Consider the following 15,843-nt stretch of genomic DNA (forward strand, 5'->3'; position numbering starts at 1 on the left):
GCAACGAGCGGCCATGATCGCCAATTCAATGGGCCGGCGTGGTCATGCGCCGGCATACTCCACGGCTTGCCGAGGACGGATAACGCCCTCTGCAAGCCGAAGCTGTAGCGTTTATTCGCCTATGTATTCAACCACTTCCAGACCGAAACCGCCGAGGGCATGGTACTTCTTCGGCGAGCTCAGCAGGCGCATCTTGCTTACGCCAAGGGCCTTGAGGATCTGGGAACCAACGCCCACCCGACGCGAAGTCCCCTGCCACTTGGCTCCTTCCGGCGCCAACCCCTTGTCGGCAGCTTCAAAACCCTTGACCCGGGCCAGCAGCTCGGCGCCGTGGGCTTCCGCCCCCAGGATCACCAGCACCCCGCCCTCGTCGGCGATGCGGGCCATGGATTTGGGCAGCGGCCAGCTGCGGGCGGCATGGCGGTCAGTCAGTAGCAGATCGCTCAGCACGTCGTGCAGGTGCACCCGCACCAAGGTCGGTTGATCGGCCTGCACCTCACCCTTTTTCAGGGCGAAGTGAACCTGATTGTCGATGGTGTCGCGGAAGGTGATGAGGTCGAACTCGCCAAACTCGGTCGGCAGCTTGCACTCGGCCACCTTCTCGACCGTGGTCTCGTGCTGGTTGCGGTACTCGATAAGGTCGGCGATGGTGCCAAGCTTGATGCCGTGCTCCTCGGCGAAGATCTCCAGATCCGGACGGCGCGCCATGGTGCCATCTTCGTTGAGGATCTCGACGATGACGGCGGCAGGCTCGAAACCGGCCAGACGAGCCAGATCGCAACCGGCTTCGGTGTGACCGGCACGGGTCAGCACGCCGCCATCCTGCGCCATCAGCGGGAAGATGTGGCCCGGCTGCACCAGATCGGCCGCCTTGGCATTGGCCGCCACAGCCGCCTGCACGGTCACCGCGCGATCGGCGGCGGAGATACCTGTGGTCACCCCTTCGGCCGCCTCGATGGAGACGGTAAAGGCGGTGGAGAACTGGGCATTGTTGCGATCCACCATCAGCGGCAGCGCCAATTGCTTGCAGCGATCCCGGGTCAGGGTCAGGCAGATGAGGCCACGGCCGTAGCGGGCCATGAAGTTGATATCCTCCGGACGGACGCAGGAGGCGGCCATGATGAGGTCCCCTTCGTTCTCCCTGTCTTCGTCATCCATCAGGATCACCATCTTGCCAGCCTTGATGTCGGCAATGATTTCCTGGGTTGTGCTCAGCGCCATGGGCTACTCCATCTGTCTATTTGGGGATTGAGCCCGCAGGCTCAACGGGAATGCGAGATATGCTGCTCTAGATTGGGGCGCATGGCCCCATTTCAATCGGAGCGGGATCACAGAAAATCGTTTTGGTCGGGGCCAACACCCCGACCATCAGAGAAAACCGGCCTTGGCCAGCTTGTCCAGAGTCAAGGCAGAGGCGCTGCTCTCCTGACTCTTGCCCATCATCAGCCGCTCCAGATAGCGGGCGATCTGATCCACCTCGAGGTTGACCTTGTGACCCGGCTTCCAGCTGGCGATGGTGGTCTCCTGGGCGGTGTGGGGCACGATCGTCAGGCGAAACAGGTCGCCCTGCACCGCGTTGACGGTGAGGCTGATACCATCCACCGCGATCGACCCCTTCTCTGCGATGTAGCGGGAGAGCTCCCCCGGTGCCTTGATCCAGTACTCGATGGCGCGGCCGCTGCTGGAGACGCTTTTCACTTCCCCTACCCCGTCTACGTGGCCGGAGACCAGATGGCCGCCGAGACGGGAGGTGGGCATCAGCGCCTTCTCGAGGTTGACCCGATCGCCCACTCTGGCGGCGGCAAAGCCGGTACGGGAGAGGGTTTCCAGCGACACATCGGCGGTATAGCTCTTGTCGCCCAGCGCCACCACGGTGAGGCAGACGCCGTTGGTTGCGATGGAGTCGCCCAGCTTGACGTCGCTAAAATCCAGGCCCGGGGCGTGGACGGTGAGGGCCATGTCCTCCCCCTGACGACGCAGTTCGGCCAGAGTCCCCACCGCTTCGATAATTCCGGTAAACATGCAGATCACCTTGCAGATGACGGGGGCAGCAGATGCCCCCTTGAACATTGAAAGATCAGGCTATTTTGGCGGTAATGCGAATATCCGGCCCCACCATGCGCACATCCTTGATGGCGAGCTTGGGCGCCTGGAACAGCCGGGTCAGGCCGGGTAGATGGAACAGGCCGCGCCCCTCGTCGCCCATCAGTTTGGGCGCCTGATAGAGCACCAGCTCATCCACCAGCCCTTTTTCCAGCAGAGCGCCGCACAGCCGCGGCCCCGCCTCGACCAATACCGAGTTGACGTTCTGTTTGGCCAGCAGCATGAAGAGGCTGACCAGATCCAGCTTGCCATCCAGCAGCGGCAGCTCCAGCTGCTGCACCCACGCGGGCCACTCGCCGGACGCCTTGTGACGGGCCAGCAGCACCGGGCTCTCGCTCTGGAACAGCGGCAAGTCGGGCGTGAGCCGGTTTTGCGAATCGACGATGACCCGCAGCGGCTGGCGCAGGGTCTCCTTGGGATAGCTCGCCTTGACCGAGGGGGGCAGCTCGTCCCAGCGCACAGTCAGGGAGGCACCGTCAGCCAGCACGGTTTCGGCGCTGGAGAGCACCGCATCGTGGCGGGCCCGCAGTCGCTGCACGTCACGGCGCGCATCCGGGGAGGTGATCCACTGGCTCTCGCCGCTCGCCATGGCGGTGCGACCATCGAGGCTGGCCCCCAGCTTGACGGTCACCCGCGGGAAGGCGGTCCGCATCCGCTTGAAAAAGCCCGGGTTGAGCGCTTCCGCTTCGCTCGCCAGCAGGCCGAAATCGGTCTTGATACCCGCCTCGGAGAGCATCCGCAGGCCGCGCCCCCCCACCTGGGGATTGGGGTCAACCATGGCCGCCACCACCCGGGCCACGCCAGCGTTGATCAGCGCTTCGGCGCAGGGAGGGGTACGACCGTGGTGGGAGCAGGGTTCGAGAGTCACATAGGCGGTGGCGCCACGGGCGTTGTCACCGGCGGCGCGCAGGGCGTAGACCTCGGCATGGGGCTCGCCCGCCTTCTGATGCCACCCTTCGCCAACCACCACGCCATCTTTCACCAGCACGGCGCCGACGCAGGGGTTGGGGGCCGTGGTGTAACGGCCGCGGCGGGCCAGCTCGAGGGCCCGACTCATCCATTGGTAATCATCTTGACTAAACATCCGGGCTCCTGTTTCCAGCAACGTATCCCGTGTGGTGCAGCAATCTGATGAGTTGCGTTCTTTTATCTCTTGCCGCTCACCAGCTTCTCGCCAACAACATCGGGCAGATCGGCCATGGCATTTCCCGCCATGACGGCAGGCGCCGACTCGCAGGTTGCGGTCGCACGCCCTCAAATTTTTTCACCAGCGAAACAATGCTCAGCCTGGATGTTTCACTGGCGTAACAGTCCACTTGCCAGCCGGCAGCCAGCTTGGCGGCACCGGCCGGTCATGCCCCTCCGATCCGGGAGGGGTTCGCAGCCGTTACTTCTCCAGCTTGGCGATCTCTTCGCCAAACTCGCGGATATCTTCAAAGCTGCGATAGACGGAGGCAAAGCGGATATAGGCCACCTTGTCCAATCCCTTAAGCTCATCCATCACCAGATTGCCCACCAGCTGGGAGGCAACTTCCCGCTCGCCGGTGGCGCGCAGGCGTGACTTGATGTGGTTGACCGCCTTTTCGATGGCTTCCATGCTCACCGGACGCTTCTCCAGCGCCCGCAGGATACCGGCCCGCAGCTTGTCCTCGTTGAACGGCTCGCGCGAACCGTTGGACTTGATGACCCGCGGCATTACCAACTCGGCCATCTCGAAGGTGGTGAAACGCTCGTGACAGAGCAGGCATTCGCGACGGCGGCGCACCTGATGGCCTTCGGCCACCAGACGGGAATCGATCACCTTGGTATCAACGGCACTACAGAAAGGGCAATGCATCTGACCTCCGGCGTTAACAAAACGGGGCACCCGCCAACAGGTGCGGGTGTTAGGTCGGCCAGTGTAGCACGGCCATCCAACCGCGGTAAAAAGCGCAAAAGCGTGATTTTTCCAGTCGTTATCGCCAGGGGGCAGCTCAGTCGTCATAAGGCAGGCTATCGGGATCGCAATCCTGATAATCGGGGACGGGATCGACCACAAACCGCACCGCATCGATATGGCTGTGGCCCAGCAGCAGAGCCTTGCCGATCCTGTGCATGCCATCCATCACCCGACCGGCACTGTCGAGAATGATCGGGTAGGCGAGATCCGCCGCCATGATGAGCTGGCAGTGCTCGACCACACTGCGCACCGTGGGGGTGGCGCTGCCATGGCCATACCAGTGCTCGCGGTCGAGCTCGGCAATCTCGCTCAATGCCACCGCCTGCCGCGGCAGATCACGGCTCAGTCGCACCAACCGCCGTACATCCCATGCCAGCAACCCCTGCTCACTGGCACGGAAGTGATACTGGGCGCGGATTGCCAACCGAAGCTCCGCCTCCAGCGCCTTGTCCCGCTCTGCGCAGGAGTATGCCTCTTCGCTCTGCATCTTCTCTTCGCAGTTCAACCTCATCCCTCCCCTGTTGCCCAACGCCATAAAAAACAATGCCACCCGAGGGTGGCATTGGTCTCAAACCAGATGGTCTGACTTATCAGCCATAGACCGGGAAGCGGCGGCAGATATCCAGCACCTTCTCGCGTACGGTGGCCAGCACGGCATCGTTGTCGTGGTTGTCCAGTACGTCGCAGATCCAGTGGGTCAGCTCGATGGACTCGGCTTCCTTGAAACCGCGGCGGGTGATGGCCGGGGTACCGATCCGCACACCGGAGGTGACGAACGGGGAGCGCGGGTCGTTGGGTACGGAGTTCTTGTTGACGGTGATGTTGGCTTTGCCCAGCGCAGCGTCAGCATCCTTACCGGTCAGCTCGCGACCGATCAGGTCAACCAGCATCAGGTGGTTGTCGGTGCCACCGGAGACGATCTTGTAACCGCGCTCGATGAAGGTGGCAGCCATCGCCTTGGCGTTTTTCACGACCTGAGCCTGATAGGTCTTGAACTCCGGCTCCAGCGCCTCTTTGAAGGCAACGGCTTTACCGGCGATGACGTGCATCAGCGGGCCACCCTGACCACCCGGGAAGACGGCGGAGTTGAGCTTCTTGTAGAGCTCCTCGTCGTCAGCGGCGGAGAGGATCAGACCACCGCGCGGACCGGCCAGGGTCTTGTGGGTGGTGGAGGTGACCACGTGCGCGTGGGGCACCGGGTTCGGGTAGACGCCAGCAGCGATCAGACCAGCCACGTGAGCCATGTCGACGAACAGGTAGGCACCGACCTTGTCGGCGATTTCGCGCATGCGGGCCCAGTCAACAATGCCGGAGTAGGCGGAGAAGCCACCGATCATCATCTTCGGCTTGTGCTCGACAGCCTGACGTTCCATGTCGTCATAGTCGATCTTGCCGGACTCATCGATACCGTAGGGGATGATGTTGTACAGCTTGCCGGAGAAGTTGACCGGGGAGCCGTGGGTCAGGTGACCGCCGTGGGCCAGGTTCATGCCCAGCACGGTGTCGCCCGGCTGCAGCAGGGCCATGTAGACGGCGCTGTTGGCCTGGGAGCCGGAGTGCGGCTGCACGTTGGCGTAGGTGGCACCGAACAGCTCTTTAGCGCGTTCGATAGCCAGGGTTTCAACCACATCCACATACTCGCAACCGCCGTAGTAACGCTTGGAGGGGTAACCTTCGGCGTACTTGTTGGTCAGCTGGGAGCCCTGGGCTTCCATGACACGGGGGCTGGTGTAGTTCTCGGACGCAATCAGCTCGATATGCTCTTCCTGACGACGGGTTTCGTCTGTGATGGCCTGCCACAATTGCGGATCATAATTGGCGATGGTCATGTCACGTTTCAACATCCGTTTCTCTCCTGAAAATCGTTTGCGCGATAGGTGAAGTGGGCCCGCGCATTGTAACGTGAGCTGGATCAAAGAGACAGTCCAACCACCTAAAAAAATGTTGAATTTATGTTGTAAAAATCAGGGGACCAGCCCGCTCCGGCCTGCAATCGTGACTCAAAAAGTCTCATTCAACCCTGCTCTTTGACTGGGCAAAACCCGAAGGGGATCACAACGATCCCGTTAGCCTTCCGGTAACATCTTCATTCGAAACAAATTTCATCATGATGGAGCTGATTGCAGTCATGCATCCGAGGGGCTGCACCTAACCGGAGGAATTGAAGATGGACCATCTGCTCACCTTTCTGATCCTGGCGATCTTTTTTCTGTTTTACTGGGTCTACTACACCAGCCAGCGCAAGCATATCCCCACCAGCGCGTGGGAGGAGCTCCCGACCAGGATGGAGTATCTGGCGATCCACCCGGAGGCGGTCGATGGCGACATCATCTTCTGTCACCACTGCGGCCATCACGAATTGATGGAAGTGGGGCTGGTACATCTGGCAGATTATCGCCGCGAATGGGTCTGTGCCAAGTGCAAGCAGGTGCTCTTTCGCGATGACGATCCCCACTCTCTTTGATGTGCCAAATGGCACAAGGAACAGATAATGAAACAGTTACACGCCAGCTGCCTCTGTGGTGCCATCCACCTCACCCTGCCTGACCAGTTCGACTACATGGGCAACTGCCACTGCTCGGAGTGCCGCAAGTTTTCCGGCTCCGACTATGCCTCCGTCGGCGGACTGGATGGCAGCAAGGTCACCGTCACACAGGGCGAGGAGGCGCTGACCCGCTACCGCAAATCGGCCGAAACCACCCTCGCCTTCTGCCGCAATTGCGGATCCAGCCTTTTTAGCGAAAAGCAGAGTAGCGGCAAGATCAACCTGCGGCTGGGGATCCTCGACGATGTGCCGACCCAGAGCCCCAACTTCCACATTTTTGTCGGATCCAAAGCGCCCTGGCATCAGATTGGCGATGATTGTCCGCAGTTCGAGACCCGCCCCTGAACAGAACCGCCAGCCTGCACCCTCTGTGCCCGGCTGGCTGGAGTCACCGAAACCACCCCATGAAGTTTCCTTTATTTTTAAAGTCGTTAGAATCGGGGGCCATCAAGGCTCCCGATTGCCATCCACGGAGGAAAAATGCAGGACTTTATGGCTACCAGCGAACGCCGGGCCGAACTCTACTGGTGGTTCTCCACCCTGTTCGCCGCTGAACTCAGTGATGAGCAGATCGCCGAATATGACACCTATGATGTGCGAAGCTTCCTGAAAAGCCTCTCGACCCTGGATCCGATGCGCGAAGCCGTGGCCGAACTCAATGATGCCATCGCCCGCCTGCTGGTGCGCCCTGATCGCCAACAGGAACTCGCCGCCGACTTCGCAGGCCTGTTTCTGGTGGATCCCAAGCTGGGTGCCCTGCCCTACGAGTCCCTCTACCGCAGTGATGCCAAGCTGCTGATGCAGGCCCCGATGGCCGAGATGCAGGCCCGCCTCGATCGCCTCGGCATCAATGTCAGCGACAAATACAAAGAGCCTGCGGATCATCTGGCCATCGAGCTGGATCTGATGGGCAATCTCATCATCCGCGCGGCAGAAGCGAAGAGTGCAGCCGAGCGGGAAAACTGGCTCGACGAACAGGAAGCGCTGCTGCACGGCCACCTGCTGGGCTGGTTCGACAAGTTCGAGAGTGCCTGTCGCGCCGCCGACCAGTTTGGCTTTTACGGCGCCAGTGCCCGTCTGCTGGGGGTCTTCCTCAAGATGGATGCCAACTACCTGACTCTGGTCAAGCCGGCCCAGGCCAGCTAAGCCGATGAAAACAGCCCTGCTTCTGATTGCATGTTGGCTGTTGGCCCTGATCCCGCAGGATCAGGGCATTACCCCTCTCGTTGCCCTGCTGTTCAATCCGGATCGCGAGCTCTACGGTACTGCCCAGCTCACCGGCTTTGCCGGCATCCTGCTGACCCTCTACCTCTCCAACCTCGGCGTCGAAGTGGTGCTGCGCCGCCGCTTCCAGATCGCTGGCATGCTGGCCCTACTGGCCGCCTGGATTGACTTCATCCAGAGCAGCGGCAGCAGTGCCCACTGGCTGCAACTCTATGCGCTGGCCCTGCCTTTCCACCTGCTAGGCTGGCTGGTGTTTGTGCGCGGCGTTCAGGCCTTTGGCCGCCAGAAGGGATAAGCCTTTTCTTTCAATAACCTGCCTCTATTTCTGTCAATCCCCTTGCACGTTGTATGGCTGTAACTATCTCGCCTGGCTCCCCGTCAGAGAGTTCGTGCCATACTCAAAGACGATGTTAATGACAGATAAGTCAATGCCGGGGCCATCATGGACAGAAAACCTCTCAGCAACGATACCGATGCTCTCATGACACAGCTCTCCGATCATTCGGTACTAGAGCAGCTCATGGGCACAGCCCCGCTGGGTATCGGCGTGTTCGATCGGGAGTTCCGCTATCGCAAGGTCAATCAGGTGCTGGCCGACATCAATGGCAAAACCATCGAGGAGCATCAGGGCAAACACCTGCGGGAGGTTGTTCCGAAACTGGCACCGACTCTGGAACCCATGTTTCAGCAGATCATGCGCAGCGGCATTCCCTACGTCGATATCGCCATTACCGGCCAGACTGCAGCCCACGACAGCAACTATCGTCGCTGGCAGGCCACTTACAGTCCGATGCGCGATGAGCAAGGAGAGCTGAGCGGCATTCTCGCCATTGTGCGTGACATCACCGAGCAGTATGAAACCGAGCAGCGGCTGCAACTGGCGATGCGAGCAGCCCAGATAGGAGTGTGGGAGTGGCATGTAGAGGAAGATCGCATGCTGTTCGACGGTCAGATAGAGCCTCTGCTCGGTATTCCGGCCAACCGCTTTCGCGGCGGCTTGCAGACATTTGTCGACTGCTTTGAACCGGAATCTGCACGCCAGCTCAAGTCGGCCCTGCTGGGGCGGGAGCCCATTCACCTCACACTGAGTTATCTCAACCCCCAGCAAGAGCGTCACTGGGTCGATATTCATGCCGACCATGTGGCCGCCACCGAGTCGGTCGGTCAGCGAGTAATGGGCGTGATCCACAATGCCACTGCCCGTCGTCGCCAGGAGGAGCGGCTTCATCAGGCCAACGTGGTGTTCGATACCACGGCAGAGGGGATCATCATCCTCGACAGCGAACAGCGTATCATCTCGGTCAACCCGGCCTTTACCATGCTGACCCAGTATGATGCCGAGGAAGTGACGGGGCGGACGCCGGACATCATCATGCACCCAAGGCGCTACATGGAGCATGACTATCCTTGGCATAACCTGCGTCCCGGTAACCACGCCTGGCATGGCGAGATGGTCTGCCTGCGCAAGGATGGCAGCAACTTCTCCTCTTGGCAGCAGATCAGCGCCGTCTACGACAGTTTCAACAACACGACGCATTATGTGATTGCTCTCTCCGACATCAGCGCTATCCGCAAGGTAGAGGCCGAGCTGAACCACCTTGCCTATCACGATACGCTGACCGAACTTGGCAACCGCCATCTGCTGCAAGAGCGGCTGGCCCTTGAACTCAAAACAGCGCAACTCAATCACACTCGCCTCGGGCTGCTTTTCATCGATCTTGATGGCTTCAAGCTGATCAACGACAGCCTGGGCCATGGGGTCGGCGATCAACTGCTCAAGCGGCTGGCAGAGCGGATCAATGGCTGCCTGCAGCAAAACGATCTGGCGACCCGGCTGGGAGGTGATGAGTTTCTGGTGCTCATTCCTTATCTGGAACATCCCGACGAACTGTCTGCTCTGGCCAATACGCTGCTCGCCGTGCTGCGCGAGCCGGTAGAGCTGGACCATGAGCTGGTCGCTATTTCGGCCAGTATCGGCATTGCCATGTATCCGGATCATGCCGAAACCCCGGAAAATCTGGTCAGCGCGGCAGATAGCGCCATGTATGAAGCCAAAAGCCAGGGGCGCAACGGTTATCAGTTTTACACCCCGAGCATGGCGGCGCGGGCCCGTGAACGGATGCAGATTGAACAGGGGTTGCTCAAGGCGATGGAGCTGGAACAGCTCTGTATCTTCTATCAACCCATGACCGATCTGAACGATGGTCACCTGAGTGGTCTGGAGGCCCTGCTACGCTGGCAACACCCGAATGAAGGGATGATCAACCCGGCCCGTTTTATTCCGGTTGCCGAGGAGTGCGGCCTCATCGAAAAAATTGGCGAGTGGGTGATGCGCCATGCCTGCGAGCAAGGCCAAGCTTGGTTGGCCGCCGGCCTGCCCGTCCCCCGGATGTCAGTCAACGTATCAGTGCGGGAGATGCGCTCTCCCGGCTATGTAGAGCGGGTAGCGGCCATTCTGAACGAAACGGGATTTCCGCCACAGCGGCTGGAGATCGAGGTGACGGAGAGCATTATCCAACGGGTCGAACAGAGTCTTGATCTCTTTACCCGCCTGAAAAGCCTCGGCGTGCAGATTGCCATCGACGACTTTGGTACAGGCTTCTCATCACTGAGTTTGCTGAAAACCCTGCCCATCGATCGCATCAAGATCGATCGGGCTTTCGTACAGGCTTTGCCGGAGGACAAGAATAGCCGGGAGCTCTGCCGCACAATCATCAATCTGGCCGACAGCCTGGATATGGAGGTCACCGCCGAGGGTATCGAGACGCGGGCCCAGTATACCTTCCTGCAATCACTCAACTGCGGCGAGGGACAGGGCTATCTGTTCAGCAAACCGCTGCACGTCAACCATATGGGAGATCACCTGCATCAACGCATGCACTCATAGTAGCAGACAGTCATTATCGCCAACCGGGAGGCATCCGCCTCCTGCTGGCTGCCAACCGGATTACCACTCAATCTGCAAGCGGGATTCCCAACCATCATCACGGTCATTGAGCATGCGTGTCAGCGGTGATTCGCCAGCATAACGGGGGGCAGGTTCACTGAAGGTGAGTCTGGTGCCGGGATCTTTGGCCTGCCATGCATGACCAAGCTGATCGGCCACCCGATCCCGCAGCGCGGGTGAAGCCTCCTGATGGGTGATCTCGAACTCTTTCAGAGGTTCGCCAGCGGGAACTGGCGCATCAAACTGCCAAAGGGATGCACAGAGCAACAGGGACAACATCATGACCTCCAATTAATCAACCAGCCCCTTTTTACCGACGTGTTGATTAATTGTCATCGACTTCCCTGTAACCAAATATTGCCGTCTATCCAAAAGTCTAATTGCCCCCACCCGCCAAAGGTATAAGTTGTTACTTAATCATTAAAAGAATGTATTCAAAGGAGTGAGTCATGAGCGAGAGCAAGGTCTACCCGGTCAAACCCCATATCAGCAACAGCGCCCTGCTCGACAAGGGCGACTATGCCACCATGTATCAGGCCTCCGTCGAGGATCCCGATACCTTCTGGGGTGAGCAGGGCAAAATCCTCGACTGGATAAAACCCTACACCAGGGTAAAAAACACCTCCTACGATCCGGGCCATGTCTCCATCAAATGGTTTGAAGATGGCCAGCTCAACGTCTCCGCCAACTGTCTCGACCGCCACTTGGCAGAGCGTGGCGACAAGGTCGCCATCATCTGGGAAGGGGACAATCCGGCCGAAGATCGCAAACTCACCTACCGCGAGCTGCACGCCGAAGTGTGCAAGTTTGCCAACGTCTTGAAAGCCCAAGGGGTGCATCGCGGTGACGTGGTCTGCCTCTATATGCCCATGGTGCCCGAGGCCGCCATCGCCATGCTGGCCTGTACCCGTATTGGCGCGGTACACAGCATCGTCTTTGGCGGCTTTTCGCCGGAAGCGCTGGCCGGCCGCATCATCGACTCGGGCTCCCGCATCGTCATCACCGCTGACGAAGGGCTGCGCGGTGGTCGCGCCGTGCCGCTCAAGAAGAATGTGGACGAAGCGCTTACCAACCCGGATACCCAGATCAGCAAGGTGATCGTGCTCAAGCGCACCGGCGGCAATGTTGCCTGGCACAACCATCGCGATGTGTGGTGGCATGAAGCGACCGCCGCCGTCAGCAGTGACTGCCCGCCGGAGGCGATGAACGCCGAAGATCCGCTCTTTATCCTCTATACCTCCGGCTCCACCGGCAAACCCAAGGGGGTGCTGCACACCACCGGCGGTTATCTGGTCTATGCCACCCTCACCTTCAAATATGTGTTCGACTACCACGAAGAGGACATCTACTGGTGTACCGCCGATGTGGGCTGGGTCACCGGTCACTCCTATCTGGTCTACGGGCCGCTTGCCAACGGAGCCACCACCATCATGTTCGAAGGGGTGCCCAACTACCCGGCGACCAACCGCATGAGTCAGGTGGTGGACAAACACCAGGTCACCATTCTCTATACTGCCCCCACCGCTATCCGAGCCCTGATGGCCAAAGGCACCGAAGCCGTGACCGGCACCTCGCGCCAGAGCCTGCGCATCATGGGCTCGGTAGGTGAACCCATCAACCCGGAAGCCTGGGAGTGGTACTACCGCACCATAGGCGATGAGCGCTGCCCCATCGTCGATACTTGGTGGCAGACCGAAACCGGCGGCATCCTGATCACCCCGTTACCCGGTGTGACCGACCTCAAGCCGGGTTCAGCCACCAAGCCGTTCTTCGGCGTACAGCCGGCTCTGCTCGACAATATGGGTGAGCCGCTGGAGGGGGCCACCGAGGGCAATCTGGTGATCACCGACTCCTGGCCGGGCCAGATGCGCACCGTATTTGGCGATCATGAACGGTTCGAGCAGACCTACTTCTCCACCTTCCCCGGTCGCTACTTCACTGGCGACGGTGCCCGTCGCGATGCCGATGGCTACTACTGGATCACCGGACGGGTGGATGATGTACTGAACGTCTCCGGCCATCGCATGGGTACCGCCGAAATCGAATCGGCGCTGGTTGCCCATCCCAAGATCGCCGAAGCGGCGGTGGTAGGGGTGCCGCACGAGATCAAGGGTCAGGGTATCTATGCCTACGTCACCCTGATTGCCGGCGAAGAGCCGAGCCGCGAGCTGCATAAAGAGGTGAAGGAGTGGGTACGCAAGGAGATCGGCGCCATCGCCACGCCGGATGTGATCCACTGGGCCGAGGGACTGCCGAAAACCCGTTCCGGCAAGATCATGCGGCGAATTCTGCGCAAGATCGCCACCGGCGAGACCGACAGTCTGGGGGATATCTCCACCCTGGCGGATCCGGGAGTGGTGGACAAGCTGATCCGCGAGAAGTCGGAAGCAGCCTGATCCCTCTGCCAACTCACTTGCAAAGCCGGCCTTGTGCCGGCTTTGTTGTTTTCGGAACGGTGCAAACAGCCTGCGTCACCGGAACCTCGCTCCCGGGGCGAGAGAGCTCAATAAATAGGCAGATGTAGAGATTAGACCAGTAAAATGCTGCTAATTTTCACGAAATCAATATAATTGCGAAATCTGTGTGCCAGGGCACACCGATTTGCGCAGAAAATGGCTAGATTTCTGGTAGTCCACAAGATAGCTGATAGATAGCAGCATTATCATCGAGGATGTACTCAATATGTCGCAAAATCACCGCATTCTCCTGCTCAACGGACCAAATCTGAATCTGCTGGGCAAGCGGGAACCGGGTATCTACGGCAGCAAGACGCTTGATGAGATCGTCGCCGATCTGACGCTCAACGCCAGCGAACTCGGTGTAACTCTGGAACATCTGCAATCCAACGCCGAACACGAATTGATCAGCCGCATCCATCAGGCCATGGGCCAGGTGGATTTTATCATCATCAATCCGGCCGCCTTCACCCACACCAGCGTCGCCATCCGCGATGCACTGCTGGGTGTCGCCATCCCCTTTATCGAAGTGCACCTGTCAAACGTCCATGCCAGGGAGCCGTTCCGTCATCACTCCTATCTGTCTGATGTCGCCAAAGGGGTCATTTGTGGTCTGGGGGCCGATGGCTACCAATTCGCTTTAACCGCGGCCGTGCGCCATCTGCGCGCGGCTTGATAATCACTGATCAGATAAAGAAGAAAGAGAATGCTAATGGATATCCGCAAAATCAAGAAGCTGATTGAACTGGTTGAAGAGTCCGGCATCGCCGAACTGGAGATCTCCGAAGGTGAAGAGTCCGTTCGCATCAGCCGCAACTTCGCAGGTCAGGTAACTGCCGCACCGCAGATGATCATGCCGCAGGCCGCTGCTCCGGTTGCCGCCCCTGTTGCTGCTGCTCCGGCTGCCGCTGCACCGGCCGCAGATGCCACCCCGAGCGGTCACCTGATGCGCTCCCCGATGGTTGGCTCCTTCTACCGCTCCTCCAGCCCGGATGCCAAGCCGTTCGCGGAAGTGGGTCAGCAAGTCAATGTCGGCGACACCCTGTGCATCGTCGAAGCCATGAAAATGATGAACCAAATCGAGTCTGACAAGGCCGGTGTGATCAAAGCGATCCTGGTTGAAAATGGTCAGGCCGTCGAATTCGACGAGCCGCTGTTCATCATCGAATAAGGGATATCGCCACCCATGTTGGATAAAGTAGTCATCGCCAACCGCGGTGAAATTGCCCTGCGGATCCTGCGCGCCTGTAAAGAGCTCGGGATCAAGACCGTGGCCGTTCACTCCACCGCCGACCGGGAGCTCATCCATGTGCTGCTGGCCGACGAATCCATCTGTATCGGCAAGCCGGCCAGTACCGACTCCTACCTCAACGTGCCGGCGATCATCGCTGCTGCTGAGGTAACCGGTGCCGTTGCCATCCACCCGGGTTACGGCTTCCTCTCCGAGAACGCCGACTTCGCCGACATGGTCGAGAAGTCCGGTTTCGTCTTCATCGGCCCGCGCGCCGAGACCATTCGCCTGATGGGTGACAAGGTCTCCGCCATCGAGGCGATGAAGAAGGCTGGTGTACCTTGCGTACCGGGCTCTGACGGCCCCGTCGACAACGACGCCAAACGCAATGCTGCCATTGCCAAGCGCATCGGCTATCCGGTGATCATCAAGGCCGCCGGTGGCGGTGGTGGTCGCGGCATGCGCGTAGTGCGCAACGAAGCGGAACTGGCGGGCGCCATCGCGCTGACCAAATCCGAAGCGGGCCAGTTCTTCAAGAACGATATGGTCTACATGGAGAAGTACCTGGAGAATCCGCGCCACATCGAGATCCAGGTGCTGGCTGACGGTCAGGGCAATGCCATCTATCTGGGCGAGCGCGACTGCTCCATGCAGCGACGTCACCAGAAAGTGGTGGAAGAGGCGCCGGCTCCGGGCATCACCGCCGAGATGCGCAAGTTCATCGGCGAGCGCTGCGTACGCGCCTGTATCGAGATCGGTTACCGCGGTGCGGGCACCTTCGAGTTCCTCTACGAAAACGGCGAGTTTTACTTCATCGAGATGAACACCCGTATTCAGGTGGAGCATCCGGTGACCGAGATGGTCACTGGTGTCGATCTGATCAAGGAGCAGCTGCGCATCGCCGCTGGCCAGCCCCTGTCGATCACCCAGCAGGATATCCGCATCCATGGCCACGCCATCGAGTGCCGGATCAACGCCGAAGACCCGGCTACTTTCATGCCCTCTCCGGGCCTGATCAAGAGTTTCCACGTTCCGGGTGGTCTGGGCGTGCGTTGGGACTCCCACATCTATGCCGGCTACAAGGTTCCGCCCCACTACGATTCGATGATCGGCAAGCTGATCTGCTACGGCGAGAATCGTGACATCGCCATCGCCCGCATGCGCCATGCGCTGGACGAACTGGTGGTCGAGGGCATCAAGACCAACGTGCCGCTGCAAAAAGAGATCATGAAAGACGAAAACTTCCAGCACGGTGGTACCAATATCCACTACCTGCACAAGAAGCTGGGTCTGTAAGATCTCGCAGGCAGAACAATCACTTCCGGCCGGATAGCAGCCCGCTGCTTATCTGCAATCCAGCCGGGAGGCGGCTTCGCAAGAAGCCTCTGCTGAAAAAGG

16 protein-coding genes are annotated in these 15,843 nt (G+C 59.7%); 9 read left to right on the top strand and 7 right to left on the bottom strand.

Annotation, left to right across the window (positions count from 1 at the left end; all coding sequences use genetic code 11):
• Nucleotides 1-111: 111 nt before the first annotated feature.
• The 6 genes from ribBA to glyA all read right to left on the bottom strand — a co-directional run bounded on the left by ribBA (nucleotide 112) and on the right by glyA (nucleotide 5,886).
• Nucleotides 112-1,221 (bottom strand): bifunctional 3,4-dihydroxy-2-butanone-4-phosphate synthase/GTP cyclohydrolase II, encoded by a 1,110-nt coding sequence (gene ribBA / locus AAHA39_RS06730; RefSeq protein WP_043850107.1) that lies wholly within the window; start codon nucleotides 1,219-1,221, stop codon nucleotides 112-114.
• A gap of 147 nt (nucleotides 1,222-1,368) precedes the next feature.
• Nucleotides 1,369-2,022, bottom strand: coding sequence for a riboflavin synthase (locus AAHA39_RS06735; protein ID WP_041208426.1), 654 nt, complete (start codon nucleotides 2,020-2,022; stop codon nucleotides 1,369-1,371).
• A 55-nt stretch (nucleotides 2,023-2,077) separates the two neighbouring features.
• Nucleotides 2,078-3,187 (bottom strand): bifunctional diaminohydroxyphosphoribosylaminopyrimidine deaminase/5-amino-6-(5-phosphoribosylamino)uracil reductase RibD, encoded by a 1,110-nt coding sequence (gene ribD / locus AAHA39_RS06740; RefSeq protein WP_033114136.1) that lies wholly within the window; start codon nucleotides 3,185-3,187, stop codon nucleotides 2,078-2,080.
• 303 nt (nucleotides 3,188-3,490) lie between these two features.
• The gene (nrdR, locus tag AAHA39_RS06745; RefSeq protein ID WP_033114135.1) at nucleotides 3,491-3,940 is read right to left on the bottom strand and encodes a transcriptional regulator NrdR; all 450 of its coding nucleotides are present in this window, start codon (nucleotides 3,938-3,940) and stop codon (nucleotides 3,491-3,493) included.
• Between the two features lie 136 nt (nucleotides 3,941-4,076).
• On the bottom strand, nucleotides 4,077-4,553 hold the full coding sequence (locus AAHA39_RS06750; RefSeq protein ID WP_320655175.1) for a hypothetical protein: 477 nt from the start codon (nucleotides 4,551-4,553) through the stop codon (nucleotides 4,077-4,079).
• A gap of 79 nt (nucleotides 4,554-4,632) precedes the next feature.
• On the bottom strand, nucleotides 4,633-5,886 hold the full coding sequence (gene glyA / locus AAHA39_RS06755; protein WP_040068624.1) for a serine hydroxymethyltransferase: 1,254 nt from the start codon (nucleotides 5,884-5,886) through the stop codon (nucleotides 4,633-4,635).
• 323 nt (nucleotides 5,887-6,209) lie between these two features.
• Between glyA and AAHA39_RS06760 the strand changes: the two genes are divergently transcribed.
• From AAHA39_RS06760 to AAHA39_RS06780, 5 genes are all read left to right on the top strand, one after another.
• Entirely contained in the window at nucleotides 6,210-6,506 is a 297-nt protein-coding gene (locus tag AAHA39_RS06760) for a hypothetical protein (RefSeq protein WP_041207957.1), read from the top strand.
• Nucleotides 6,507-6,533: 27 nt separating this feature from the next.
• Nucleotides 6,534-6,932 carry a GFA family protein gene (locus AAHA39_RS06765; protein ID WP_033114131.1) on the top strand — a complete coding sequence of 133 codons (399 nt, stop codon included), beginning with the start codon at nucleotides 6,534-6,536 and terminating at the stop codon, nucleotides 6,930-6,932.
• A 135-nt stretch (nucleotides 6,933-7,067) separates the two neighbouring features.
• Nucleotides 7,068-7,733, top strand: coding sequence for a molecular chaperone TorD (gene torD, locus AAHA39_RS06770; RefSeq protein ID WP_320655180.1), 666 nt, complete (start codon nucleotides 7,068-7,070; stop codon nucleotides 7,731-7,733).
• Between the two features lie 4 nt (nucleotides 7,734-7,737).
• Nucleotides 7,738-8,106 (top strand): hypothetical protein, encoded by a 369-nt coding sequence (locus AAHA39_RS06775; RefSeq protein ID WP_198506520.1) that lies wholly within the window; start codon nucleotides 7,738-7,740, stop codon nucleotides 8,104-8,106.
• Nucleotides 8,107-8,292: 186 nt separating this feature from the next.
• Nucleotides 8,293-10,698 carry a sensor domain-containing protein gene (locus AAHA39_RS06780; protein WP_407707126.1) on the top strand — a complete coding sequence of 802 codons (2,406 nt, stop codon included), beginning with the start codon at nucleotides 8,293-8,295 and terminating at the stop codon, nucleotides 10,696-10,698.
• Nucleotides 10,699-10,758: 60 nt separating this feature from the next.
• Here the strand turns inward: AAHA39_RS06780 and AAHA39_RS06785 are convergent, their stop codons facing one another.
• Nucleotides 10,759-11,040, bottom strand: a complete 282-nt coding sequence (locus AAHA39_RS06785; RefSeq protein WP_231499723.1) for a hypothetical protein — start codon at nucleotides 11,038-11,040, stop codon at nucleotides 10,759-10,761.
• Nucleotides 11,041-11,207: 167 nt separating this feature from the next.
• Between AAHA39_RS06785 and acs the strand changes: the two genes are divergently transcribed.
• The 4 genes from acs to accC all read left to right on the top strand — a co-directional run bounded on the left by acs (nucleotide 11,208) and on the right by accC (nucleotide 15,741).
• Nucleotides 11,208-13,154 (top strand): acetate--CoA ligase, encoded by a 1,947-nt coding sequence (gene acs, locus AAHA39_RS06790; protein WP_320655189.1) that lies wholly within the window; start codon nucleotides 11,208-11,210, stop codon nucleotides 13,152-13,154.
• A 286-nt stretch (nucleotides 13,155-13,440) separates the two neighbouring features.
• Nucleotides 13,441-13,890 (top strand): type II 3-dehydroquinate dehydratase, encoded by a 450-nt coding sequence (aroQ, locus tag AAHA39_RS06795; protein ID WP_041207949.1) that lies wholly within the window; start codon nucleotides 13,441-13,443, stop codon nucleotides 13,888-13,890.
• A gap of 36 nt (nucleotides 13,891-13,926) precedes the next feature.
• Nucleotides 13,927-14,385, top strand: a complete 459-nt coding sequence (accB, locus tag AAHA39_RS06800; RefSeq protein ID WP_033114124.1) for an acetyl-CoA carboxylase biotin carboxyl carrier protein — start codon at nucleotides 13,927-13,929, stop codon at nucleotides 14,383-14,385.
• A gap of 15 nt (nucleotides 14,386-14,400) precedes the next feature.
• Nucleotides 14,401-15,741: an acetyl-CoA carboxylase biotin carboxylase subunit gene (accC, locus tag AAHA39_RS06805; protein ID WP_033114123.1), complete on the top strand. Its 1,341-nt coding sequence runs from the start codon at nucleotides 14,401-14,403 to the stop codon at nucleotides 15,739-15,741.
• Nucleotides 15,742-15,843: the final 102 nt, after the last annotated feature.

The sequence above is a fragment of the Aeromonas sp. SE22 genome (assembly GCF_038739755.1).
Taxonomy (GTDB): Bacteria; Pseudomonadota; Gammaproteobacteria; order Enterobacterales; family Aeromonadaceae; genus Aeromonas; species Aeromonas jandaei.

Coding starts and splice junctions, on each gene's coding strand:
- accC (WP_033114123.1), top strand. CDS start 14,401: ATGTTGGATAAAGTAGTCATCGCCAACCGCGGTGAAATTGCCCTGCGG.
- AAHA39_RS06765 (WP_033114131.1), top strand. CDS start 6,534: ATGAAACAGTTACACGCCAGCTGCCTCTGTGGTGCCATCCACCTCACC.
- glyA (WP_040068624.1), bottom strand. CDS start 5,886: ATGTTGAAACGTGACATGACCATCGCCAATTATGATCCGCAATTGTGG.
- nrdR (WP_033114135.1), bottom strand. CDS start 3,940: ATGCATTGCCCTTTCTGTAGTGCCGTTGATACCAAGGTGATCGATTCC.
- AAHA39_RS06775 (WP_198506520.1), top strand. CDS start 7,738: ATGAAAACAGCCCTGCTTCTGATTGCATGTTGGCTGTTGGCCCTGATC.
- acs (WP_320655189.1), top strand. CDS start 11,208: ATGAGCGAGAGCAAGGTCTACCCGGTCAAACCCCATATCAGCAACAGC.
- AAHA39_RS06760 (WP_041207957.1), top strand. CDS start 6,210: ATGGACCATCTGCTCACCTTTCTGATCCTGGCGATCTTTTTTCTGTTT.
- aroQ (WP_041207949.1), top strand. CDS start 13,441: ATGTCGCAAAATCACCGCATTCTCCTGCTCAACGGACCAAATCTGAAT.
- ribD (WP_033114136.1), bottom strand. CDS start 3,187: ATGTTTAGTCAAGATGATTACCAATGGATGAGTCGGGCCCTCGAGCTG.
- AAHA39_RS06735 (WP_041208426.1), bottom strand. CDS start 2,022: ATGTTTACCGGAATTATCGAAGCGGTGGGGACTCTGGCCGAACTGCGT.
- accB (WP_033114124.1), top strand. CDS start 13,927: ATGGATATCCGCAAAATCAAGAAGCTGATTGAACTGGTTGAAGAGTCC.
- torD (WP_320655180.1), top strand. CDS start 7,068: ATGCAGGACTTTATGGCTACCAGCGAACGCCGGGCCGAACTCTACTGG.
- AAHA39_RS06785 (WP_231499723.1), bottom strand. CDS start 11,040: ATGATGTTGTCCCTGTTGCTCTGTGCATCCCTTTGGCAGTTTGATGCG.
- AAHA39_RS06750 (WP_320655175.1), bottom strand. CDS start 4,553: ATGAGGTTGAACTGCGAAGAGAAGATGCAGAGCGAAGAGGCATACTCC.
- ribBA (WP_043850107.1), bottom strand. CDS start 1,221: ATGGCGCTGAGCACAACCCAGGAAATCATTGCCGACATCAAGGCTGGC.
- AAHA39_RS06780 (WP_407707126.1), top strand. CDS start 8,293: ATGACACAGCTCTCCGATCATTCGGTACTAGAGCAGCTCATGGGCACA.